Annotated in this window: 19 protein-coding genes; 11 read left to right on the forward strand and 8 right to left on the reverse strand. The window is 61.0% G+C overall.

What is annotated here, in order from left to right:
* Nucleotides 1-206: 206 nt before the first annotated feature.
* From ACLBW8_RS27465 to ACLBW8_RS27515, 11 genes are all read left to right on the forward strand, one after another.
* Nucleotides 207-488, forward strand: coding sequence for a peptidylprolyl isomerase (locus tag ACLBW8_RS27465; RefSeq protein ID WP_010210937.1), 282 nt, complete (start codon nucleotides 207-209; stop codon nucleotides 486-488).
* A gap of 130 nt (nucleotides 489-618) precedes the next feature.
* Complete coding sequence (locus tag ACLBW8_RS27470; protein ID WP_447806802.1) at nucleotides 619-2481, forward strand: extracellular solute-binding protein; 1863 nt, start codon at nucleotides 619-621, stop codon at nucleotides 2479-2481.
* Nucleotides 2481-3539 (forward strand): microcin C ABC transporter permease YejB, encoded by a 1059-nt coding sequence (locus tag ACLBW8_RS27475; protein ID WP_064451978.1) that lies wholly within the window; start codon nucleotides 2481-2483, stop codon nucleotides 3537-3539. The genes ACLBW8_RS27470 and ACLBW8_RS27475 overlap by 1 nt, the downstream gene beginning before the upstream one ends.
* Entirely contained in the window at nucleotides 3539-4561 is a 1023-nt protein-coding gene (locus ACLBW8_RS27480) for an ABC transporter permease (RefSeq protein ID WP_043050504.1), read from the forward strand. Before ACLBW8_RS27475 ends, ACLBW8_RS27480 begins: the two co-directional genes overlap by 1 nt.
* Before the next feature lie 10 nt (nucleotides 4562-4571).
* Nucleotides 4572-6143 carry an ABC transporter ATP-binding protein gene (locus ACLBW8_RS27485; RefSeq protein WP_447806803.1) on the forward strand — a complete coding sequence of 524 codons (1572 nt, stop codon included), beginning with the start codon at nucleotides 4572-4574 and terminating at the stop codon, nucleotides 6141-6143.
* 40 nt (nucleotides 6144-6183) lie between these two features.
* Nucleotides 6184-7581 carry a sigma-54 interaction domain-containing protein gene (locus ACLBW8_RS27490; protein ID WP_064451976.1) on the forward strand — a complete coding sequence of 466 codons (1398 nt, stop codon included), beginning with the start codon at nucleotides 6184-6186 and terminating at the stop codon, nucleotides 7579-7581.
* Between the two features lie 297 nt (nucleotides 7582-7878).
* Entirely contained in the window at nucleotides 7879-9270 is a 1392-nt protein-coding gene (locus ACLBW8_RS27495; protein ID WP_447806804.1) for a GntP family permease, read from the forward strand.
* Between the two features lie 7 nt (nucleotides 9271-9277).
* Entirely contained in the window at nucleotides 9278-10051 is a 774-nt protein-coding gene (locus ACLBW8_RS27500) for a 3-hydroxybutyrate dehydrogenase (RefSeq protein WP_447806805.1), read from the forward strand.
* Between the two features lie 172 nt (nucleotides 10052-10223).
* Nucleotides 10224-12182 (forward strand): acetoacetate--CoA ligase, encoded by a 1959-nt coding sequence (locus ACLBW8_RS27505; RefSeq protein ID WP_447806806.1) that lies wholly within the window; start codon nucleotides 10224-10226, stop codon nucleotides 12180-12182.
* Between the two features lie 136 nt (nucleotides 12183-12318).
* Nucleotides 12319-14856 (forward strand): PAS domain-containing protein, encoded by a 2538-nt coding sequence (locus ACLBW8_RS27510; RefSeq protein WP_447806807.1) that lies wholly within the window; start codon nucleotides 12319-12321, stop codon nucleotides 14854-14856.
* A 43-nt stretch (nucleotides 14857-14899) separates the two neighbouring features.
* Complete coding sequence (locus tag ACLBW8_RS27515; RefSeq protein ID WP_003174397.1) at nucleotides 14900-15175, forward strand: peptidylprolyl isomerase; 276 nt, start codon at nucleotides 14900-14902, stop codon at nucleotides 15173-15175.
* A 128-nt stretch (nucleotides 15176-15303) separates the two neighbouring features.
* On the opposite strand, the gene ACLBW8_RS27520 is transcribed toward ACLBW8_RS27515, so the two are convergent.
* The 8 genes from ACLBW8_RS27520 to ACLBW8_RS27555 all read right to left on the reverse strand — a co-directional run bounded on the left by ACLBW8_RS27520 (nucleotide 15304) and on the right by ACLBW8_RS27555 (nucleotide 22135).
* Nucleotides 15304-16209, reverse strand: a complete 906-nt coding sequence (locus ACLBW8_RS27520) for a sugar kinase (RefSeq protein ID WP_447806808.1) — start codon at nucleotides 16207-16209, stop codon at nucleotides 15304-15306.
* A gap of 355 nt (nucleotides 16210-16564) precedes the next feature.
* A complete protein-coding gene (locus ACLBW8_RS27525) occupies nucleotides 16565-17773 on the reverse strand; it encodes an amino acid deaminase (RefSeq protein ID WP_447806809.1) in 1209 nt (402 codons plus the stop codon).
* 9 nt (nucleotides 17774-17782) lie between these two features.
* Complete coding sequence (locus tag ACLBW8_RS27530) at nucleotides 17783-18547, reverse strand: IclR family transcriptional regulator (protein ID WP_221294494.1); 765 nt, start codon at nucleotides 18545-18547, stop codon at nucleotides 17783-17785.
* A 167-nt stretch (nucleotides 18548-18714) separates the two neighbouring features.
* The gene (locus tag ACLBW8_RS27535) at nucleotides 18715-19104 is read right to left on the reverse strand and encodes a RidA family protein (RefSeq protein ID WP_064451968.1); all 390 of its coding nucleotides are present in this window, start codon (nucleotides 19102-19104) and stop codon (nucleotides 18715-18717) included.
* A 14-nt stretch (nucleotides 19105-19118) separates the two neighbouring features.
* Complete coding sequence (locus tag ACLBW8_RS27540; RefSeq protein WP_064451967.1) at nucleotides 19119-19901, reverse strand: amino acid ABC transporter ATP-binding protein; 783 nt, start codon at nucleotides 19899-19901, stop codon at nucleotides 19119-19121.
* Nucleotides 19898-20560 carry an amino acid ABC transporter permease gene (locus tag ACLBW8_RS27545; RefSeq protein ID WP_053255671.1) on the reverse strand — a complete coding sequence of 221 codons (663 nt, stop codon included), beginning with the start codon at nucleotides 20558-20560 and terminating at the stop codon, nucleotides 19898-19900. The genes ACLBW8_RS27540 and ACLBW8_RS27545 overlap by 4 nt, the downstream gene beginning before the upstream one ends.
* An 11-nt stretch (nucleotides 20561-20571) precedes the next feature.
* A complete protein-coding gene (locus tag ACLBW8_RS27550; protein WP_064451966.1) occupies nucleotides 20572-21234 on the reverse strand; it encodes an amino acid ABC transporter permease in 663 nt (220 codons plus the stop codon).
* A gap of 52 nt (nucleotides 21235-21286) precedes the next feature.
* Nucleotides 21287-22135, reverse strand: a complete 849-nt coding sequence (locus ACLBW8_RS27555; protein WP_064451965.1) for a transporter substrate-binding domain-containing protein — start codon at nucleotides 22133-22135, stop codon at nucleotides 21287-21289.
* Nucleotides 22136-22410: the final 275 nt, after the last annotated feature.

Here is a 22410-nt window from a genome sequence, read left to right on the forward strand (position 1 = left end):
AAAGCGTTTTTTGGTTACTTTTTTAGGCGCTTTGTAAAAAAGTGACCCGCCGTAAGGGCGGAACCCTAAGCCGCCGTTACCGCAGCAACGGATATGTACCCAACCAACCAGCCAACCACCCACCCAACAAAACATTGGAACTTTGCCAGGAAATAAACGCCTCAATCCGGTAGGCTCACCCTTTTTACATCAAGGAGTTACTCCCCATGGCCAAAGCCACCGCCCGTCACATCCTCGTTTCCACTGAAGACAAGTGCAACGAACTCAAAGCCCAGATCGAAGGCGGCGCCGATTTCGCAGAAATCGCCAAAGCCAACTCCAGCTGCCCATCCAGCCGCGACGGCGGCAACCTGGGCTCGTTCGGCCCAGGCCAAATGGTTAAAGAGTTCGACACCGTCGTCTTCAGCGCCCCGGTCAACACCGTGCAAGGCCCGGTGAAAACCCAGTTCGGTTACCACCTGCTGGAAGTCACCAGCCGCCAGGACTGATCCAGTCTGCGCTGCTGCTATAAACAACGGCCCGCCTTTTGGCGGGCCGTTGTGCATGGGGTGACGGGCGACGCTTAAGCCGTTAACGTACCCGTCCCTATTCTTCTTCACCTGGCGTTCAAGGCTGATAATGCGATTGGCTTTTTCCCTAAAACTCTTCGGCACTGCCCTGGCCCTTCTAATGGCCAGCACCGCCGCGATTGCGGCCCCGCAAACTTACTTGACCGTATACGGTGAACCCGCCAAATACCCTGCCGGTTTCACCCATTTCGACTACGCCAACCCTAACGCCCCCAAAGGCGGCAGCCTGCGCCGCTCGGCCATCGAGATCGGGCGTTTCGACCATGTGTTGCCGTATATCGACAAAGGCATCGGCGTCTCCCAGGTCGACGGCTGGCTGTACGCCCCGCTGGCCCAGCGTTCGCTGGATGAGCCCTACACGGTTTACGGCCTGGTTGCAGAGAAGATGGAACGCTCGGACGACGGCCTGTCGTTGCGTTTCTACCTCAACCCCAAGGCGCGTTTTGCCGACGGCAAGCCGATCACCGCCGAAGATGTGCGCTACAGCTTCGACCTGCTGATGACCCAAGGCAGCCTGCGTTTTCGCACCCTGTTCGCCGACGTCAAGCACGTCGAAGTCGAAGGCGAGCGCCAGGTGCGTTTTGACTTTTCCAGCAATGAAAACCGCACCCTGCCCCTGGATATCGCCACCTTGCCAGTATTCCCCGAACACTGGTGGAAGACCCGCGATTTCGCCAATGGCGGCGGCTATGAAGCCCCGCTGGGCAGCGGCCCTTACAAAATCAGCAAGATCGACTCCGGCAGCACCATCACGTTTACTCGCGACCCGGACTGGTGGGGCAAGGACTTGCCCGTCAGCCGTGGCCTGTACAACTTCAATCACCTGAGCCTGGAGTATTTCGGCGACACCGAAGTGGCCCGCCAGGTGCTGCGCGGCGGCGCCTACGACTTCAACCGCGAGTTCTCCGCCACCGGTTATTCCATCGGTTACAACGGCCCGGCCCTCGACGACGGCCGCCTGCAACGCGCGCACTTGGCCAAAGAGATGCCGCAACCGGCCCAAGGCTATGTGTTCAACGTGCAAAAGCCGATGTTCAAGGACCGCCGTGTACGTCAGGCGCTGGCAATGCTGTGGGACTTCGAATGGGCCAACCGCCAGATGATGCGCAATATGTACATCCGCCAGCAGAGCTACTTCTCCAACAGCGAGCTGGCGGCGAGCCAATTGCCGACCAAAGAAGAGCTGGCGATTCTGGAACCCCTGCGCGGGCAGATTCCAGACGAAGCCTTCACCCAGGTCTTCAAGGCGCCGATCACCGACGGCAGCGGCATGATCCGCGACAAGCAGTTACAAGCCCTGGCCTTGCTGGAAGAAGCCGGCTGGACACCGGACGGCGACAAGCTGGTGAATGCCCAAGGCGAACCGCTGGAATTCACTTTCCTCAATGCCCAGCCGGGCCTGGAACGTCTGTTGCTGCCGTACAAACGCAACCTCGCGCAGATCGGCATCACCCTGAATATCCGCCGCATCGACTCCTCGCAATACGTCAACCGCATGATGGCGCGCGATTACGACATGATCGTGATTGGCTTCCCGGTGACCACCTCACCCGGGATGGAGCTGTATAACTACTTCGGCTCCCAGGCAGCCTACGACCCCGGCGCCAATAACTACATGGTGTTGAAAGACCCGGCCGTCGACACCCTGATCAACGGCCTGGTCAAGGCCAACACCCACGCCCAGATGCTCACCTACGCCCACGCCCTGGACCGTGTGCTGCAATGGAGCTACCTGTGGATTCCGAATTACTACCCGCCCGGCACCTCCGCCGCGTGGTGGAACCGCTTCGGGCGCCCGGCCATCGCGGCCAAAAACGACGAAGCGCTGGAAACCTGGTGGGAAATCAGCCCCACGCCACTGACGAATGAGCAAATGGACGCCGAGTTGAAAAAACGCGCAGGTGCCCGCTGATGTTTGCCTATATCGTGCGGCGCCTGCTGCTGATCATCCCGACGCTGGTGATCATCCTGCTGGTGAACTTCGTGATCGTACAGGCCGCGCCCGGTGGGCCGGTCGAACAGGCTATCGCGCACTTGCAAGGGATCGGCGGGGGCGGCATCGGCGGTTCTTCCGGCGAAAGCATCAGCGGCTCACGCGCCAGCCGTGGCCTCGACCCCAAGCTGATCAAGGACATCGAAAAACAATACGGCTTCGACAAGCCCGCCCCGGAACGCCTGTGGTTGATGCTGAAGAACTACGCCCAGCTGGACTTCGGCAACAGCTTCTTCCGCGGCAAAACCGTGATCGACCTGATCCTGGAAAAAATGCCGGTGACCATTTCCCTGGGTTTATGGGCCACCTTGATCACCTACCTGGTGTCGATCCCCCTGGGCATTCGCAAAGCCGTGCGCCATGGCAGCAGCTTTGACGTGTGGAGCAGCACCGCCATCGTCATCGGCTACGCGATGCCGGCGTTCCTGTTTGCGATGTTCCTGATCGTGCTGTTCGCTGGTGGCACGTCGCTGAACTGGTTCCCGGTGCGCGGGCTGGTGTCGGAGAACTTCGATGAACTCAGCACCGTCGGCAAGATCGCCGACTACTTCTGGCACTTGGTGTTGCCGGTCACGGCGCTGGTGATCGGCGGGTTTGCCACCCTGACAATCCTCACCAAGAACTCATTCTTGAATGAAATCACCCGCCAGTATGTGGTCACGGCCCGCGCCAAAGGCTTGAGCGAACGACGCGTGCTCTACGGCCATGTGTTCCGCAACGCGATGCTGCTGGTGATCTCGGGGATTCCCCAGGCCTTTATCAGCGTGTTTTTCGCCGGTTCCCTGCTCATCGAAGTGATCTTCTCCCTCGATGGCCTGGGCCGCATGAGCTACGAAGCCGCCGTGTCCCGTGACTACCCGGTGGTGTTCGGCTCGCTGTTTATCTTCACCTTGTTCGGGCTCTTGATAAAACTCATCGGTGACCTCTGCTACACCCTGGTGGACCCGCGTATCGACTTCGCCGCGAGGAACGCCTGATGCTTAATTTATCCCCGGTGGCGCGTCGGCGTTTTGAGCGGTTCAAGAAAAACCGGCGCGGCTGGTGGTCGCTGTGGCTGTTTATCGGCCTGTTTATCCTGACCCTGGGCGGCGAATTGATCGCCAATGACAAACCGCTGGTGCTCAGCTTCAAGAACGAGCTGTATTTTCCGGTGTTCAAGCGCTACACCGAGCAGCAGTTCGGCGGCCAGTTGCCGTTCCAGGCCGACTACCGCAGTGACTACGTGCAAAAGCTGATCAAGCAGGACGGTGGCTGGATGCTGTTCCCGCCGATCCCGTTCAGCGACGACACGCCCAACTACGAACTGACCCGCCCTGCCCCCAGCCCACCCTCGGCGGTGAACTGGCTGGGCACCGACGATCAGTCACGCGATGTGCTGGCGCGGGTGATCTTTGGTGCACGGGTGTCGATCCTGTTTGCACTGGCGTTGACGGCAATCAGCGCCGCCATCGGCATTGCCGCCGGTGCCTTGCAGGGTTACTACGGCGGCTGGGTGGATCTGCTTGGCCAGCGCATATTGGAGGTCTGGTCCGGATTGCCGGTACTCTACCTGCTGATCATTCTGTCGGGCTTTGTCGAGCCGAATTTCTGGTGGTTGCTGGGGATCATGGCGCTGTTTTCCTGGCTGGCCCTGGTGGACGTGGTGCGCGCCGAGTTCCTGCGCGGGCGCAACCTGGAATACGTCAAGGCCGCCCGCGCATTGGGCCTGGGCGACGGCAAGATCATTCGCCGGCATATCCTGCCGAATGCCATGACCGCCACCCTGAGTTACCTGCCGTTTATTTTGACCGGGGCGATCTCCACCTTGAGCGCCCTGGATTTCCTCGGTTTCGGCATGCCGGCGGGCAGCGCGTCGCTGGGCGAGCTGATTGCCCAGGGCAAGCAAAACCTGCAAGCGCCGTGGCTGGGCTTGACGGCGTTTTTCACCCTGGCGCTGATCCTGTCGCTGCTGGTCTTTATTGGCGAGGCATTACGTGATGCCTTCGACCCACGTTCATGAGTGACTGCAGATGAACCTGATCGAAATCCGCGACCTCAGCGTCGCCTTCAGCGGCCAGACCGTGGTGAGCAAACTGTGCCTGGATGTCCGCCCCGGCGAGTGCCTGGCACTGGTGGGCGAGTCGGGCTCGGGCAAGTCGGTGACGGCCCATTCGATTTTGCAATTGCTGCCCGAAGCCGGCACCGAAACCACCGGCTCGGTGAAGTACCGCGGCCAGGAGTTGATCGGCGCGTCGGCGGGCACGTTGCAAAAGCTGCGCGGCAACCGCATTGCGATGATCTTCCAGGAGCCAATGACCTCCCTCAACCCGTTGCACAGCATCGAAAAGCAAATCGGCGAAACCCTGCTGTTGCACAAGGGCCTGGGCGGCAAGGCGGCGCAGGCGCGCATCCTCGAACTGCTTGAACTGGTGGGCATCCAGAAACCCCAGGAGCGCCTCAAGGCCTATCCGCATCAACTGTCCGGCGGCCAGCGCCAGCGCGTGATGATCGCCATGGCCCTGGCCTGCGAGCCGGAACTGCTGATCGCCGACGAACCCACCACCGCGCTGGACGTGACCGTGCAGCGCAAGATCCTGCTGCTGCTCAAGTCCCTGCAACAACGGTTGGGCATGTCGCTGCTGCTGATCAGCCATGACCTCAACCTGGTGCGCAGCATTGCCCAACGCGTGTGCGTGATGCGCGCCGGTGAGATTGTCGAGCAGGCCGACTGCCAGACGCTGTTCAACGCACCGCAGCATCCTTACAGCCGCCTGCTGCTGGATGCCGAGCCTGCCGGCAGTGCGCTGTGCAACGACGAGCGCGAGACGGTGTTGCAGGTCGACAACCTGACCGTGCAATTCCCCCTCGGCGGCGGGCTGTTCCGGCGCAAAACTTACCTGCGCGCAGTCGACGGCATCAGCCTCAGCGTGCAGCGCGGCAAGACGCTGGGGATTGTCGGCGAGTCCGGTTCAGGCAAGTCGACCCTGGGCCAGGCGATCCTGCGTTTGCTGGATTCCACCGGCAGCATCCGCTTCCAGGGCGAAGCCCTCGACCCCCTGAACAACCAGCAAATGCGCCCGTGGCGCAAGCAGATGCAGGTGGTGTTCCAGGACCCGTTCGGCAGCCTCAGCCCGCGTATGTCGGTGCAGCAGATCATCAGCGAAGGCCTGGAAGTGCACGCGCCGTGCAGCCTGGCCGACCGCGATGCGCAGGTAATCCAGGTGCTCAAGGATGTGGGCCTCGACCCCGCCAGCCGTCATCGTTACCCCCATGAGTTTTCCGGCGGCCAGCGCCAACGCATCGCCATCGCCCGCGCCTTGGTGCTCAAGCCGGCGATGATGTTGCTGGACGAACCCACGTCCGCCCTCGACCGCACAGTGCAAAAGCAGGTCGTGGCGTTACTGCGTGAACTGCAAGAAAAATACGGCCTGACCTACCTGTTTATCAGCCATGACCTGGCCGTGGTACGCGCCATGGCCCACGACATGATCGTGATCAAGGATGGCAAGGTGGTGGAGCGCGGCGCGAGCCATGATGTGTTCGAAGCGCCGCAGCACGCGTACACCAAAGAGCTTCTGGCGGCAGCGCATATTCCCTTGTAGGAGCGCGACCCTCTTCATATTTTGTGTTGGCGGCGGGTGCATGAATAGCAACGAAAGCCTCAAGGATTACCAACGGGTTCGCGGCCTGGCTATCCAGTCGCTGTTCGAGATTATCGAGCAGTCCAGCGAAGGCACGGTGATTGTCGACCGTGACGCGAATATCGTGTGGATGAACGAGCGCTACGCCAAGCGTTTCGGGCTTAAAAGCGCCGACGATGCCATCGGCCAGCCTTGTGAGCAGGTGATCGCCAACAGTTTATTGCGCCAGGTCGTGCGCAACGATCAGCCGATTTTGCTGGATATCCAGGACACGCCCAAGGGCCCGCTGGTGGTGATGCGCCTGCCGATTCACGACGATGCCGGCGCGGTGATTGGTGCAATTGGGTTTGCGTTGTTTGATGAGCTGCGCAACCTGTCGCCACTGATCGAGCGCTACCTCAGCATGCAGCAGGAGCTTGCTTCCACGCGTTCGTTGCTGCGTTCGCGGCAGAGCAAATACAACTTCGCGCACTTTATCGGCACCAGCGCGGCCAGCCTGGAAGTCAAGCGCCGAGCGCGGCGCAGTGCGAGCGCCGAGTCACCGGTGTTGCTGCTGGGCGAAACCGGCACCGGCAAAGAGCTGCTGGCCCAGGCGATCCACGGCGCCTCGCCGCGTGCGCACAAAGCCTTCGTCAGTATCAACAGCGCCGCGATTCCCCATGACCTGCTCGAAGCCGAGTTTTTCGGCACCGCGCCGGGCGCGTTTACCGGAGCCGACCGCAAAGGCCGCCCGGGTAAGTTGCAGATCGCCCAGGGCGGCACGCTGTTTCTCGATGAAATCGGTGATATGCCGCTGCCGCTGCAAAGCAAACTGCTGCGGGTGTTGCAGGAGAAGGAATACGAAGCGGTAGGCTCCAACGACATGCTGCACAGCGATGTGCGGGTGATTGCCGCCACGTCCATGGACCTGGAGGCGGCGATCAAGCGCGGTGAGTTCCGTGCGGATTTGTATTACCGGCTGAATGTGCTGCCGATCCAGGTGCCGCCTTTGAGGGAGCGACTGGATGATATTCCGGCGTTGAGCGAGGCGATTCTTGAAGAACTGCGCAGCCAGCACGAACTGGACCGCGAGGCCCTCGCGCTGTTGGCGCAACATGCGTGGCCGGGGAATATCCGTGAGTTGCGCAATGTGCTGGAACGCGCAGCGTTGTTGAGTGATGACCTGGTGCTGGATGCCAGGGAGATTCGCGCGGCGATTGGGACGTTTAGCCCGGTGCAGCGTGACGCGGTGGAAACGCTCGAGGGCGAGACGTTTGCGGCGGCGCGGGAGCGGTTTGATCGGCAGCTGATTGCAGCGGCGCTGAAGGCCTGTGAAGGCAATGTGGTGGACGCGGCCAAGCGGTTGGGGCTGGGTAGGTCGACCCTGTACAAGAAAATGGTTGCCCTTGGCATCGCCTAGTCTCAAAACAGAGAAACAATTCTATATATGAAGACAATCTAATGTGGGAGCGGGCTTGCTCGCGAATGCGGTACTTCAGCCAGCACATCTAGCACTGACACACCGCTTTCGCGAGCAAGCCCGCTCCCACATTGGGTCTTCACCTGTCTCTAGATAGAGACAAAATTCTGACCCGCCGATGTAAAATCAAATAATATTCTTATATTTCAACGCGTTAACGTGTTGGCACACATCTCGCTATAGCCCCTCTCCAAAGCACCACCCCACAACAATAACAATCCGATTTGGAGACACACCATGAGTGTGATCATTGCCCTGGCAGCCCTCGCGCTGCTGATGCTGGCGGCCTACCGTGGCTACAGCGTCATCCTGTTTGCTCCCATCGCCGCCCTCGGCGCCGTGCTGCTCACCGACCCGTCCGCCGTCGCCCCTGCCTTTACCGGGGTGTTCATGGAAAAAATGGTCGGCTTTATCAAACTGTATTTCCCGGTGTTCCTGCTCGGCGCGGTGTTCGGCAAGCTGATCGAGCTATCGGGCTTTTCGCGCTCGATTGTTGCCGCCGCGATCCGTTTGCTCGGCACACGCCAGGCGATGCTGGTGATCGTGCTGGTCTGCGCCCTGCTCACCTACGGCGGCGTGTCCTTGTTTGTGGTGGTGTTTGCGGTTTACCCGTTCGCAGCAGAGATGTTCCGCCAGAGCAATATCCCCAAGCGCCTGATCCCCGCGACCATCGCCCTCGGCGCGTTCTCGTTCACCATGGACGCCCTGCCGGGCACGCCGCAGATCCAGAACATCATCCCCAGCACGTTCTTCAATACCACCGCCTGGGCTGCGCCGTGGCTGGGCTTGATCGGCACCATCTTCGTGTTCTGCACCGGCATGCTCTACCTGGCGCGCCAGCGCAACAAGGCGCAACGAGCCGGCGAAGGCTATGGCACCGAGCTGCGTAACGAGCCGGAAACCGCTGAAAACCTCACCTTGCCCAACCCATGGGTCGCACTGTCACCGCTGATTCTGGTGGGCGTGATGAACCTGCTGTTCACCCACTGGATTCCGCAGTGGTATGGCAAGACCCACAGCCTGAGCTTGCCGGGCATGAGCGCGCCGGTGACCACCGAGATCGCCAAGCTCACGGCGATCTGGGCGGTGCAGGCGGCGTTGCTGGTGGGCATCGTCATGGTGCTGGTGTTCGGCTGGTCGGCGATTCGCGATAAGCTCGCCGAAGGCAGTAAAAGCGCGGTAAGCGGTGCGCTGCTGGCGGCGATGAACACCGCGTCGGAATATGGCTTTGGTGCGGTCATCGCCTCGCTGCCGGGCTTTCTGGTGCTGGCGGACTGGCTCAAGGGCATCCCCAATCCGCTGGTCAACGAAGCGATCACCGTGACCCTGCTGGCCGGTATCACCGGTTCCGCCTCGGGCGGCATGAGCATCGCCCTGGCGGCGATGTCCGAGAGCTTTATTTCGGCGGCCCATGCGGCCAATATCCCTCTTGAAGTGCTGCACCGGGTCGCGGCCATGGCCAGCGGCGGCATGGACACCCTGCCCCACAACGGCGCGGTGATTACGCTGCTGGCGGTGACCGGACTGACCCACCGCGAAGCCTACAAGGATATTTTCGGCATCACGATTATCAAGACCCTCGCGGTGTTCGTGGTGATCGGTACTTTCTACACCACCGGCATTGTGTGAGGTTTACATGACGAACTTGAACGGCAAGACCGCCCTGGTCACCGGTTCCACCAGCGGCATCGGCTTGGGCATAGCGCTGAGCCTGGCCAAGGCCGGCGCCAACCTGATTCTCAACGGCTTCGGCGACGCCAGCGCGGTGATCACCCAGGTGCAGGCGTTCGGCGGCAAAGTCGGCCATCACCCGGCAGACGTCAGCGACCCGGCGCAGATCGCCGACATGCTGGCCTATGCCGAGCGCGAGTTCGGTGGCGTGGATATATTGGTCAATAACGCCGGCATTCAGCACGTTTCGGCGGTGGAGGATTTCCCGGTGGAGCGCTGGGATTCGATCATCGCGATCAACCTGTCGTCGGTATTCCACAGCACGCGCTTGAGCCTGCCGGGCATGAAGGCCAAAGGCTGGGGGCGTATCGTCAATATCGCCTCGGTGCATGGCCTGGTCGGTTCGGTGGGCAAGGCCGCGTATGTGGCGGCCAAGCATGGCGTGATCGGCCTGACCAAAGTGGTGGGCCTGGAGACCGCCACCAGCAACGTCACCTGCAACGCCATCTGCCCTGGGTGGGTGCTGACGCCGCTGGTGCAGAAGCAGATTGATGACCGTGCGGCCAACGGTGTTGATCCACAGCAGGCGCAGCATGATTTGCTCGCGGAGAAACAGCCGTCGCTGGAGTTCGTGACGCCGCCGCAGTTGGGTGAGTTGGTGTTGTTTCTGTGCAGTGAGGCCGGCGCCCAGGTGCGCGGCGCGGCGTGGAATATCGATGGCGGCTGGCTGGCGCAGTAAACCCCCGCTATTCCAAACGCAGGAGTTTTAAAATGTGGGAGCGGGCTTGCTCGCGAAGGCGGAGTGTCAGCCAGCAAGTTTGTAACTGACCCACCGCATTCGCGAGCAAGCCCGCTCCCACATTTGCTCAGTGTTGTTGGGTAGATTTCATCTAAGAACAAGAGATTGCGCAATGTCCGAGATCCTCTGGCAACCCTCCCCCGAACGCATCGCCAACACGCGGATGGACCAGTTCCGACGCTTCATCAACGGCCGCTACGGCGTTCAGTTGCCGGACTACCCGGCCCTGCACCAGTGGAGCATCGACCAGCGCCCCGACTTCTGGCAGGCCATCGTCGCGTTCTTTGACGTGCAATTTCGCAGCCCGCCCTCGGTAACGCTGATCGAAGACCGTGAAATGCCCAGCGCACAGTGGTTCCCCGACGCGACACTGAACTTTGCCGAACATTTGCTGCGCCGCCGCGATGATCACCCGGCAGTGGTCGCTATCAGCGAAGACGGCCAGCGCGAACAACTGACCTACGCCGAACTGGCTGCCCACGTCGCCGGCCTGCAAAACAGCCTGCGCGCAGCGGGTGTAGGCGTGGGCGACCGCGTGGCCGCGTGCATGCCCAACACCTGGCAAACCCTGGTCGGCATGCTCGCCACCACCAGCCTCGGTGCGATTTGGTCCTGTTCATCGCCGGACTTCGGCACCCAAGGCGTGATCGACCGTTTCGGCCAGATCGAACCCAAGGTGCTGATCACCTGCGCGGGTTATCGCTACGCCGGCAAGACCATCGACCAAAGCACCAAGCTGAATGAAATCCTTGCGCGCCTGCCCTCCCTGCGACAGTTGATCATCGTGCCGTATGCCCGCCCGCAGGCGACAGTCGAGGACTATCAGACCCAGGCCAGGGTCACACTGTGGAGCGACTTCTACCAACCCGGCGGCGAACCTGAGTTTGTCGCCGTGCCGTTCAATCACCCGCTGTACATCCTCTATTCCAGCGGCACCACCGGCGTGCCCAAGTGCATCATCCACGGCACCGGCGGCGTGCTGCTCACGCACCTAAAGGAACACGGTCTGCATGCCGACCTGTCGCGGGATGACTGCCTCTTTTACTACACCACGTGCGGCTGGATGATGTGGAACTGGCTGGTGTCGGTGCTGGCCCTGGGCGCGACGGCCGTACTGTATGACGGTTCGCCCTTTCACCCGGGCCCCGAACGGCTGATCGACCTGATCGATGCGGAGAAAATCAGCGTATTCGGCACCAGCCCGAAATTCCTCGCCACGCTGGAAAAAGCCGGCCTGCAACCGCGCCTGAGTCATGATTTAAGCAGCCTCAAAGGGCTGATTTCGACCGGCTCGCCGCTGTCGCCGCAGAGCTACGACTACGTGTACCGCGACATCAAAGGCGAGCTGTGCCTGTCGTCGATGTCGGGCGGCACCGATATCGTCTCCTGCTTTGTCATCGGCAACCCGGTGCTACCGGTACGGCGCGGTGAAATGCAGTGCAAGAGCCTGGCAATGGCTATCGAAGTGTGGGACGACCAGGGCCAGCCATTGATTGGGGAAAAAGGCGAATTGGTCTGCACTCGGCATTTTCCGGCGATGCCGATCGGGCTCTGGAATGACCCGGATCAGCAGAAACTGCGCGCGTCGTATTTCAGCCAGTTTCCCGGTGTATGGGCCCAGGGCGACTACGCCGAACAGTGCCCCAATGGCAGCCTGTTGATCCATGGTCGCTCCGATGCGGTGCTCAACCCGGGTGGCGTGCGCATCGGCACGGCGGAAATTTATCGCCAGGTGGAAAAGGTCGCGCAGGTCCTGGAAAGCCTGGCCATCGGCCAACGCTGGCAGGACGATGTGCGGGTGGTGCTGTTTGTGCGCCTCAATGACGGCATTGAACTGGATGAAGCCCTGGAGCAACAGATTCGCCAGGTGATTCGCGCCAACACCACGCCGCGCCATGTGCCGGCGAAGATCCTCGCCGTCAGCGATATCCCGCGCACCATCAGCGGCAAGATCGTCGAACTGGCGGTGCGCAACGTGGTGCACGGTGAGCCGGTAAAAAACACTGACGCGTTGGCAAACCCGGAGGCACTGGCACAGTTTCGTGACCGCCCGGAGCTGGCACAAGGATGAAAGGTTTCAGCCTGTAAGCACTCATTTGAAGACAAAACCCCAATGCATGCTATTTTTCGAGGGGTAGTCAGCCGTTCCCGTGTCGCGGGATAATCGGCTTTGTCGTATTTCAAAGTGTCGGGTTTAGGGCTTTTTCATGAAAGTAACATCCACCGGAAGCGAAGCCGTTGCATTGATTGCGCGGCTGGACTGGGCGCAAAGCCCCCTCGGTGAGGCCGATGACTGGCCGCAAAGCCTGCGCACAGCCGTCGATATCGTGGTCCACTCGCCGATGCCGATGCTCCTGCTGTGGGGCAGCCAGCTCACGCAGCTCTACAACGACGGCTTCGCCGCGCTCGCGGGCAACAAACACCCCGGCGCCATGGGCCAACCCGCGCATGAGAGCTGGCCGGAGTTGGCGAGCTTCACCGCCCCGATCTACGACGCCGTACTCACCGGCCAGGTTCGCACGTTCACCGAACAGCGCTTCGTCCTGCAACGCAACCACCGCGACACCGAAATCTGGCTCGACCTGACCTACAGCCCGGTCCGCAACGAAAGCGGCGCCGTCGCCGGTATTCTGGTCACCGCCATCGAAACCAACGAGCGCCGCAGCAAAGCCATCGAACTGCAACAGCGCTCCGATGACAGCCTCAAGGCCCAGCACAGCACCGAACAACGTCTGCAATTGGCGCTGGCCGCCACCGATGCGGTAGGTACGTGGGATTGGGACATCGGCGAAGACCGCTTCATCGCCGACGCCCACTTCGCCTATTTGCATGGCGTCGACCCGAGTGACGCCGGCCTGCTGCCCATCAGCGACTACCTGCAAGGCGTCCATCCCGAAGACCGCGGCATGGTGGCGCGCAGCATCAAGCACTGCATCACTTTCGGCACCGAATACGCCGAGGAATACCGCTTGCTGCAAGCCGATGGCCAGGTGCGCTGGGTGTTCGCCCGTGGTCGCTGCTACAAAGACCCGCAAGGCCGCCCGGCACGCTTCCTTGGCGCCGCGCTGGACCTGACCGAACGCAAACACACCGAGCAGGCGCTACGCCAAAGCCAGACCGAGCTGCAATTGATCATTAACGCCATGCCGGTGCTGATTGGCTACGTCGACCACGAACAGCGCTTTCGCCTGAACAACAGCGCCTACCTGGACTGGTATGGCATGACGCCCCAGGAGCTGTACGGCAAAACCATCCGTGAGGTGATCGGCGACGAGTTGTATGCCGGTCGCGAAGACAAGATCGCTGCCGCGCTCAAGGGCAAGGCCTGCAGCTTCATGACTGTTACGCCGCATCACGACGGCCGGCCGCGCCACGCCTTGATGAAGTACCTGCCGCGCTTCAGCAATGACGGCTCGGTGAACGGTTTCTATATCTTTGTCATCGATGAGACCGAACGCAAACTCACCGAAGAGGCCTTGCGCCACCTCAACGAGAACCTGGAAGAGCGCGTCGCCCAGCGCACACAGGCGCTGGCGGAGGCCAACCAGCGCTTGCAAAACGAAATGTTTGAACGCGAGCGCGCCGAAGATGCGCTGCGTCATGCGCAGAAAATGGAAGCCGTGGGCCAGCTTACCGGCGGCATTGCCCATGATTTCAACAATATGCTGACCGGGATTATCGGCAGCCTGGACCTGATGCAGCGCTATATCAGTGCCGGGCGCAGCGACGAAATCGGCCGCTTTACCGACGCCGCGGTGTCTTCAGCCCATCGCGCGGCCGCCCTCACCCATCGGCTGCTGGCGTTCTCCCGCCGCCAGTCGCTGGACCGCCGCCCGCTTGACCCGAACCAGCTGGTGGTGTCCCTGGAAGATTTGTTCCGGCGAACCAAGGGCGCGCATATCACGCTCAAGGTGCAACTGGGCCGCGATATCTGGCCCGTGAATACCGATGCCAGCCAGTTGGAAAACGCCCTGCTCAACCTGGTGATCAACGCGCGCGACGCGATGCCCGACGGCGGCGAATTGCTGATCGAAACCGCCAACAGCTACCTCGATGGCAGCGATATCACCACCCTCGAACCGGTGAAGGCCGGCGACTACGTGATGCTGGGCGTGTGCGACAACGGCACCGGCATGGCACCGAAGATCCTGGCCAAGGCGTTCGACCCGTTTTTCACCACCAAGCCTATCGGCCAGGGCACAGGCCTTGGGCTGTCGATGATCTATGGGTTTGCCCAGCAATCCGGTGGCCACGTGACGATTCAAAGCGAACCCGGCCAAGGCACCTGCGTGCGCCTGTACCTGCCGCGCCTGCATGGCACCGCCCTGGAAAGCCACCTGCCGCAACATCTGAGCGAAGCCCCGTTGGCGCTGGCCGGTGAGTCGGTGGTGGTGGTCGAGGATGACCCGGCGGTGCGCATGCTGGTGATCAATGTGCTGGATGAGTTGGGTTACACCGCACACCAGGCCGCGGACGCACGCACGGCGCTGCCGTTGCTGGAGTCGGATTTGCGCGTGGACCTGCTGGTGACCGACGTCGGCCTGCCGGGCATGAACGGCCGACAACTGGCGGAAATCGCCCGTCAGCACCGGCCGGGCCTGCGCGTGTTGTTCATGACCGGTTACGCCGAAAAAGCCGCCGAGCGCCAGGGCTTCCTGGAGGACGGCATGGACATGGTCGCCAAGCCGTTTTCCATTGACCTGCTGGCGACAAAAATCCGCAGCATGATCAGCGTCGACGAATGAGTTCAGGCATAATCGCGCGCCGCCGCACACCTGGTAGAAATCAATGAAAGCCCAAGCACGTCACATTCTGGTGAAGACCAGCGAAGAAGCCGAACAGCTCAAGCAGCGCATTGCCAAGGGCGAAGCGTTTGATGTGCTGGCCAAGAAATACTCGACCTGCCCGTCCGGCAAGCGCGGCGGTGATTTGGGTGAAGTGCGGCCAGGGCAGATGGTCGGGGCGATTGATGCGGTGATCTTCAAAAAGCCGGTGAAGGTGGTGCACGGGCCAATCAAGAGCAAGTTTGGCTATCACCTGGTGCAGGTGTTTTACCGAGACTGAGGGTTTGGCGTTAGACCGCTTTCGCGAGCAAGCCCGCTCCCACAGTTGACCGAGTTCCTTCAGTTGAAATGCAAGCAAATGTGGGAGCCGGGCTTGCCCGCGAACCGCCGCAGGCGGCCATTCACCGACTATCTTGGGATCAGTGCACCAGGCACTTGAATCACCCGGCTCGCCAACCGATGCCCAGCCAAGGCCGCCGCCTCTGGCGAACCACCCTTCAGCCGGCTGGCCAAATACGCCGCACTGAACGAATCCCCCGCCGCCGTCGTATCCACCACCTGGTCGACCTGCAACGCCGGCACGGCAAAGCGCTCGCCTGCGCAACGTATCAAACACGCATCCGCCCCGCGCTTGAGCACCACTTCCTCAATGCCCGGGTACGCCGCAAACACCTGCTCAGTGTCGGCATACCCAAACAATGCACGTTCGTCATCCTCGGTCAGCAAGGCGATATCCACCTCGGCCAACACCGTGTGATACGCCGCGCGCGCCGCCTCGACACTGGCCCACAGACGCGGCCGGTAGTTGTTGTCGAACACCACCTTGCCGCCGCGACGGCGGGTTTCGATCAGGCTTTGCAGTAAGCGCTCACGCCCGATTTCACCGAGCACCGCCAGGGTGATACCGCTGAAATACACCACGGCGTAATCCGGCAAGGCCGCCAGGATCGGTTCGGCGGCCGGCGTGGTGAAGCAATCACGCACTGCGGCTTCATTGCGCCAATAGAGGAATTTGCGTTCGCCGTTGGCGTCCGTCTGGATGCAATACAACCCCGGCAAACGGCCGGGTAAGCGCTGAACCCTGTCCAGGCCCAGGCCTTCGTCGCGCCACTGTTGGCACATGGCATCGCTGAAACTGTCATCGCCCAACGCGGTGACGTAGTCGACCGTGCCAACAGCGCCCAGCTCGCGGCGCAGGTACACCGCCGTGTTCAGGGTGTCGCCGCCGAAGCTCTGATGCAGGCTGCCGTCGGCGCGGTGCTGCAGTTCGATCATGCATTCGCCGATCAGGGCGATGCGCGGTTGTGTGTTCATGCCTTTAATCTCTGGTGTGGCTGATGACCCCTTCGCGAGCAAGCCCGCTCCCACAGTTGACTGCATTCCTTCAGATACAACGCGGTCAATGTGGGAGCTGGCTTGCCTGCGATGGCCGCTAATCTCTGGTGTGGCTGATGGCCCCTTCGCGAGCAAGCCCGCTCCCACAGTTGACTGCATTCCTTCAGATACAACGCGGTCAATGTGGGAGCTGGCTTGCCTGCGATGGCCGCTAATCTCTGGTGTGGCTGATGGCCCCTTCGCGAGCAAACCCGCTCCCACAGTTGACTGCATTCCTTCAGATACAACGCGGTCAATGTGGGAGCTGGCTTGCCTGCGATGGCCGCGACTCGGTCTAGAAGCAGGTATGCAGCGACTCAATCACTTGCAACTGCTCATCCACCAGGCAGCCCACTTGCCATTTGTCGAAGGTCAGGCAAGGGTGCGAGGTGCCGAACGAGATGATGTCACCGATACGCAACTCAACCCCTGGCGCCACCGTCATGAACGCATGCTGGTCCATCACCGCCGTGACTTTGCACGCAGTCACGTCATCGCCTTCGGCCGGCAGGATACCGGCCTTGTAGCGTTTGAGCGGCACCGGCAACCCGGCGTCGTAGGCCACGTCACGCTTGCCCAGGGCAATCACGGCAAAGCCGGGCTCGGGCAACGATTGCACATGCGCCCAGACTTCCAGCGCAGGGCGCAGGCCTTCATTGAGGTCGCTGCGGCGGTCGAGCACGCAGCATTGCGCGTCTTTGTAGATACCGTGGTCGTGGGCCACGTAGCTGCCCGGGCGCAACACGCTGAGGAAACGGCCGGCGGCGTTTTGCGTTTCGAAGGACTCGGCGATCAGGTCGTACCAGGCCGACCCCGATGCGGTGATGATGGGCTTGGGCAGGTCGAAAGAGCCATTGTTTTGCAGGTCCACGGCCAATCGCACCAGGCTGGCGGCGAACTCGCGGATGCCGCTGATGGCATGTTCACCGTGGATCACGCCTTCATAGCCTTCGATGCCGGTAAGGGCCAGGGCCGGCTGGGCCTTGATCGCCTTGGCAAGCTCGCGCACTTCCTGCTCGCTGCGGCAACCGCAACGGCCGCCGACCACGCCGTACTCGATCATCACGTTCAGGCGCAAGCCACGGGCAGCGAAGAACAGGCCCAGATCGGCGACGTTGTCCGGGTGGTCGACCATGCAGTGGAAGTCGAAATCAGGATCGGCCAACAGGTCGGCAATCAACGCCATGTTCGGCGCACCAACCAATTGGTTGGCCATCAACACGCGGCGCACGCCACCGGCGTAGGCGGCGCGGGTCTGCACCGCATTGGCCAGGGTAATACCCCAGGCGCCTTGGGCGATCTGGCGCTGGAACAGCGCGGGCATCATGCTGGTTTTACCATGGGGCGCGAGTTCTGCGCCGCTGTTGCTGACAAACGCTTGCATCCAGCGAATGTTGTGTTCCAGGGCGTCACGGTGCAGCACCAGGGCCGGCAGGCTGACGTCGCGGACCAGGTGGGCGCCAATCGCGGCGGCGCCTTTTTCAACGGCGTTGAAGGCAGACATGGAAAACTCCTATTCGTTGATGCGACGGGCCAGGTTGTTGGCGCTGTCGATCAACACCCGGCGATAGTCGTTGTAATTTTTAATCGCGTCGGCCCGTGGGGCGACGATGCACAAGGTCGCAATGCTGATGCCTTGTGCGTCGCGGACCGGGGCAGCGAAGCAATGGGTAAAGGTGTCGGCCACGCTGTCGAAGGAGAAGAAACCGTCGAGCGTGGCCTGGCGGATTTGCGCCAGGAAGGTTTCCAGCGCCAGGCGCTGGCCGTCCGGCAGGATGAAATCGTCGTAGTCGATCAGGTCGATGATTTGCTGGTCGCTCAAGTGCCCCAGCAACAGGCGCCCGGAGGCAGTCCACGGGATGGGTGCGTTTTCGCCGATGTCCGATGAAATACGGAAATGCCGCTCACCTTCGCGCATCAGCGCCACCGTGTATTTGCGCCCGTTGAGCAGGCACATCTGCGCGGTTTCGTGGGTTTGGCTGACAATTTCCTGCAAGGCGTGGTCGGCCTCGCGGGTCAGGTCGAAATGGCGCAAGTGCGCCTGGCCGAGGAAGTACAGCTGGCGGCCGAGGTAGACGTGGCCGTCCTTGCCCACCGTTTCCAGGATGCGCCGCTCCAGCAGGGATGCGACCAACTCATAGACGGTGGATTTGGGGCTGCCGATGCCGCTGGCAATATCATTCGGGCGCAGGGGCTGGCCGATCTCCTTGAGAAAATCGAGGATATCGAAAGCACGGTCCAGGCCTTTGGCGCGGCGTTTGATGGTGTCTTCGGTCATGGCAGTAATCGGTCCCGTCAAAGGTGGGTGCTGCACAGTGATCCCCTGTGGGAACGGGCTTGCCCGTGATTGCGGTGGGTCAGTGCCAGATGGGCTGGCTGACACTCCGTCATCGCGGGCAAGCCCGCTCCCACATTGGATCTCCTATGGCTTCAAGAATGGGGCATTTAGCCTTTTTTCCTGTAGGCCACGCAATCAATCTCGACCTTGCAGTCCACCATCATGTTGGCCTGTACACAGGCACGCGCCGGGGCGTGTTCCGGGGTGAAGTATTCGCCGAATACCTTGTTGAAACTCCAGAAGTCCCGTGGGTCTTCCAGCCATACACCCACGCGCACCACGTCTTTGAGTTCGTAGCCGGCCTCTTCCAGAATCGCCACCACATTGCGCAGGGTCTGGCGGGTTTGCTCGACGATGCCGCCGTTGATGATTTCACCGTCCACCGCTGGCACCTGGCCCGAGACGTAGAGCCAGCCGTCCGCTTCCACCGCGCGGGCGAAAGGACGTGGCTGGCCACCGCCGGCGGTGCTGCCGGTGCCGTAACGAGTAATGGTCATAACGTTGCTCCTGATTAAAAACGAATGTTCTTCAAAAATTCCGCCAGGCGCGGCGATTGCGGACGCTCGAAGATGTCCTTCGAGGTGCCCTGCTCTTCAATGCGGCCCTGGTTCATGAATACAATCTTGTCCGACACTTCATAGGCAAAACGCATTTCGTGGGTGACCAGCAACATGGTCATGCCCTCCTCCGCCAGGCCCTTGATCACGCTCAGCACCTCCCCAACCAGCTCCGGGTCGAGGGCCGAGGTGACTTCGTCGAACAGCATTAAGCTGGGGTTCATCGCGATCGCACGGGCAATCGCCACACGCTGTTGCTGGCCGCCGGACAATTGGCCGGGGAAGTGGTTGCGCCGCTCCAGCAGGCCGACGCGGTCGAGCCATTTTTCGGCCAGGGCCACGGCTTCGTCCTTGCCCATTTTCTTGACTTTGAGCAGGCCGAGGGTGACGTTTTGCAACGCCGTCAGATGCGGAAACAGGTTGAACTGCTGGAACGCCATGCCGGTCATCGCGCGGTGCTGGGCAATCACGCGTTCAGGGTGGCGCACACGCTTGCCGGCAATTTCGCTGTAGCCGATGGATTCGCCATCCAGGGTGATCTGGCCGCCCTGGAATTCTTCCAGCAAGTTGACGCAACGCAGCAGCGTGGTCTTGCCCGAGCCGCTGGAGCCGATCAAGGTCACCACGTTGCCGCGCTGCATGGACAGGTCGACGCCTTTGAGCACTTCCACCTGGCCGTATTGTTTGCGCAGGCCGCGAATGTTCAGCAGCGGTGGGTTGGTGTGTGGTTGGTTCATGGCAAGGCCACCCGCTTTTCAATGTAGCGCCCGAATAACTCGATGGCGTAGTTGATGACAAAGAACAGAAACCCGGCGAACAGATAGAACTCCAGGGTCATGAAAGTACGCGCGATCACTTGCTGCGTGCTCAGCAGCAATTCAGCCACGCCAATCACCGAAAGCAAGGTCGAGGCCTTGACGATTTCCGTGGAGGAATTGACCCAGGTCGGCAATATCTGTCGCAGCGCCTGAGGCAACAGCACGTAACCCAGGGACTGGTAGAACGTCAGGCCAATCGCCTTGCCCGCTTCCAGTTGCCCACGGGGGATGGCTTGCAACGCGCCGCGCACAATTTCCGAGACATGCGAGCCGCAGAACAACGTCAGCCCGACCGCACCGGCCTGGAACGCGGTGATCTGCCAACCGAGCGCCGGCAGCATGTAAAAACACGCCAGCACCAGCACAAACACTGGCGTGCCACGGATCAGGTCAACGTACAGACGAAACGGCGCACGCATCCAGAATTTGCCGTAGGTCAGGATCAACCCCGCGAAGATACCGATCAGCGTGCCAAAGATAATCGCCAGCACCGAGCAGTAGATGCTGGTCTGAAACCCCGCCCAGAGGGTATCCCGGGCGATCCACAACTCATGCAGCCAGCTGGGGGACTCGTACATGGAAACCCTCCTTAACGACGGATCGCCAGACGCTGTTCCAGGTAACGGAGCAGCATGGCGATGAAATAACAGGCGGCCACGTAGAGCGCGGTCGTAACCATCCAGGTTTCAATCACCCGGTAGCTTTCGACGTTGATTTTGCGGGCGTAATAGGTCAGCTCCGGCACCGCGATAGCGGCGGCCAACGAGGTGTCCTTGAACAGCGAAATAAAGTTGTTCGACAGCGCCGGCAACACGTTGCGCAGCATCACCGGCACGGTGATGTAGGCACGAATGCGCCACTCGCCCAGGCCGATGGCCAAGCCGGCTTCACGCAAGCCCTTGGGAATATTCAACAGCCCGGCACGGAACACTTCGGTCAGGTAGGCACCGGCATACAGTGACAGGGTGATGATGAAGGAAGGGATTTTGTCGAGACGAATCCCCAGCGACGGCAGGGCAAAGTAGATCAACAGGATCAGCACGAGGATCGGCGTATTGCGGATCACCGTCACATACACCGACGCGAAGACTCGCAACGCCCGGTGCCTGGACAGCATGGCAAAGGCCATCATCAAGCCGATCACACAGCCAATCGCGATCGACAGCAACGCCAGCTCAAGACCCAGGCCGAGCCCCGCCAGCAAGCTGGGGAAATCACGCCACACGGCGGCAAAGTTCAACTGATAGTTCATGGTCGGCAGTACCTGAAGCGGGGCGCAACACGCTGCGCCCCCGGTTTACACATCACTTGAATTCAACAGGGAAACCAATCGCAGGCTCTGGCAGGTCCACACCGAACCACTGCTTGAACGAGGCTTTGTAGGTCGGGAATTCCACGCCGGTCATGGCTTCATGCAACGCTGTGTTGACGAAGTTCAGCCAGTCCTGGTCGCCACGCTTGACGGCGCACGCGTAGGTTTGCGGGCTCCAGGCGTAGGTCGGGCTGCGGTAGCGGCCCGGGTTCTGCACCATCAGGTATTTGACCGAGGATTGGTCGGTGGCGGCAGCATCGGCGCGACCGGAGTTCACGGCCTGGTACATCAGGTCGACGCTGTCGTACTGATCGACCTTGGCCTTGGGCAGTGCCTGGTGCACCAGCTCTTCGGCATAGACGTTTTGCAGCACGGCCACGGTGACGCTGTCGCCTGCGGCTTGCAGGTCTTCGATTTCTTTGTATTTGCTGTTGTTCGGCAGTAGCAGGCCCACGCCTTCGCGGTAGTACGGCAAGGTAAAGGCAACCTGCTGCGCACGGCTGGCGGTGACGGTGATGAACTGGCAACTCATGTCGACCTTGTCGGTCAGCAGGTTGGGAATGCGTGCGTCGGACGACTGCACCACAAATTCGACCTTGCTTGGATCGTTGAACAATCCCTTGGCCACAATGCGGCCGATGTCGATATCAAAACCTTGCAACTTGCCATCCGCTCCCTGGAAGTGCCACGGCGCATTGGTACTGCCTGTACCCACGATGAGATGCCCACGCTTGAGCACATCATCGAGCTTGCTGTCCGCCGCGTGCACGATGCTTGCGAGGGAAGCCGATGCGGCGAAGAGAAAAACACACGCTTTAAACACGGAAGGTCGGTGATGCATGACAAGCACTCCAGGAGTTGTGTATTCCGCTATACCGGAACTTAGTATGTAACAACGGAATAGACAGCAGAAAGTGTGCCACACGCAGTAACAGAAAAATATGCCAAGGATAAATTCGTTATAAATCAGAAGGATAATTTCTCATGGGGTGTACAGCGTGATGCCATCATGGGAAATCAGATTGCTACCCAAGGCCCCACACCGCCGTGAAAGGCCCCAACCGGGTGCACCACAACGGTGTTACCCCGCACCCTTGCGGCGCGGGGCACCATGCA

This window comes from Pseudomonas sp. M5A4_2d (genome assembly GCF_053345295.1).

What these genes read in the sequence shown, in the direction of transcription:
- ACLBW8_RS27510 (WP_447806807.1), top strand. Translation starts at nt 12,319, where the DNA reads ATGAAAGTAACATCCACCGGAAGCGAAGCCGTTGCATTGATTGCGCGG.
- ACLBW8_RS27515 (WP_003174397.1), top strand. Translation starts at nt 14,900, where the DNA reads ATGAAAGCCCAAGCACGTCACATTCTGGTGAAGACCAGCGAAGAAGCC.
- ACLBW8_RS27505 (WP_447806806.1), top strand. Translation starts at nt 10,224, where the DNA reads ATGTCCGAGATCCTCTGGCAACCCTCCCCCGAACGCATCGCCAACACG.
- ACLBW8_RS27485 (WP_447806803.1), top strand. Translation starts at nt 4,572, where the DNA reads ATGAACCTGATCGAAATCCGCGACCTCAGCGTCGCCTTCAGCGGCCAG.
- ACLBW8_RS27540 (WP_064451967.1), bottom strand. Translation starts at nt 19,901, where the DNA reads ATGAACCAACCACACACCAACCCACCGCTGCTGAACATTCGCGGCCTG.
- ACLBW8_RS27550 (WP_064451966.1), bottom strand. Translation starts at nt 21,234, where the DNA reads ATGAACTATCAGTTGAACTTTGCCGCCGTGTGGCGTGATTTCCCCAGC.
- ACLBW8_RS27525 (WP_447806809.1), bottom strand. Translation starts at nt 17,773, where the DNA reads ATGTCTGCCTTCAACGCCGTTGAAAAAGGCGCCGCCGCGATTGGCGCC.
- ACLBW8_RS27490 (WP_064451976.1), top strand. Translation starts at nt 6,184, where the DNA reads ATGAATAGCAACGAAAGCCTCAAGGATTACCAACGGGTTCGCGGCCTG.
- ACLBW8_RS27475 (WP_064451978.1), top strand. Translation starts at nt 2,481, where the DNA reads ATGTTTGCCTATATCGTGCGGCGCCTGCTGCTGATCATCCCGACGCTG.
- ACLBW8_RS27530 (WP_221294494.1), bottom strand. Translation starts at nt 18,547, where the DNA reads ATGACCGAAGACACCATCAAACGCCGCGCCAAAGGCCTGGACCGTGCT.
- ACLBW8_RS27470 (WP_447806802.1), top strand. Translation starts at nt 619, where the DNA reads ATGCGATTGGCTTTTTCCCTAAAACTCTTCGGCACTGCCCTGGCCCTT.
- ACLBW8_RS27545 (WP_053255671.1), bottom strand. Translation starts at nt 20,560, where the DNA reads ATGTACGAGTCCCCCAGCTGGCTGCATGAGTTGTGGATCGCCCGGGAT.
- ACLBW8_RS27465 (WP_010210937.1), top strand. Translation starts at nt 207, where the DNA reads ATGGCCAAAGCCACCGCCCGTCACATCCTCGTTTCCACTGAAGACAAG.
- ACLBW8_RS27500 (WP_447806805.1), top strand. Translation starts at nt 9,278, where the DNA reads ATGACGAACTTGAACGGCAAGACCGCCCTGGTCACCGGTTCCACCAGC.
- ACLBW8_RS27520 (WP_447806808.1), bottom strand. Translation starts at nt 16,209, where the DNA reads ATGAACACACAACCGCGCATCGCCCTGATCGGCGAATGCATGATCGAA.
- ACLBW8_RS27555 (WP_064451965.1), bottom strand. Translation starts at nt 22,135, where the DNA reads ATGCATCACCGACCTTCCGTGTTTAAAGCGTGTGTTTTTCTCTTCGCC.
- ACLBW8_RS27480 (WP_043050504.1), top strand. Translation starts at nt 3,539, where the DNA reads ATGCTTAATTTATCCCCGGTGGCGCGTCGGCGTTTTGAGCGGTTCAAG.
- ACLBW8_RS27495 (WP_447806804.1), top strand. Translation starts at nt 7,879, where the DNA reads ATGAGTGTGATCATTGCCCTGGCAGCCCTCGCGCTGCTGATGCTGGCG.
- ACLBW8_RS27535 (WP_064451968.1), bottom strand. Translation starts at nt 19,104, where the DNA reads ATGACCATTACTCGTTACGGCACCGGCAGCACCGCCGGCGGTGGCCAG.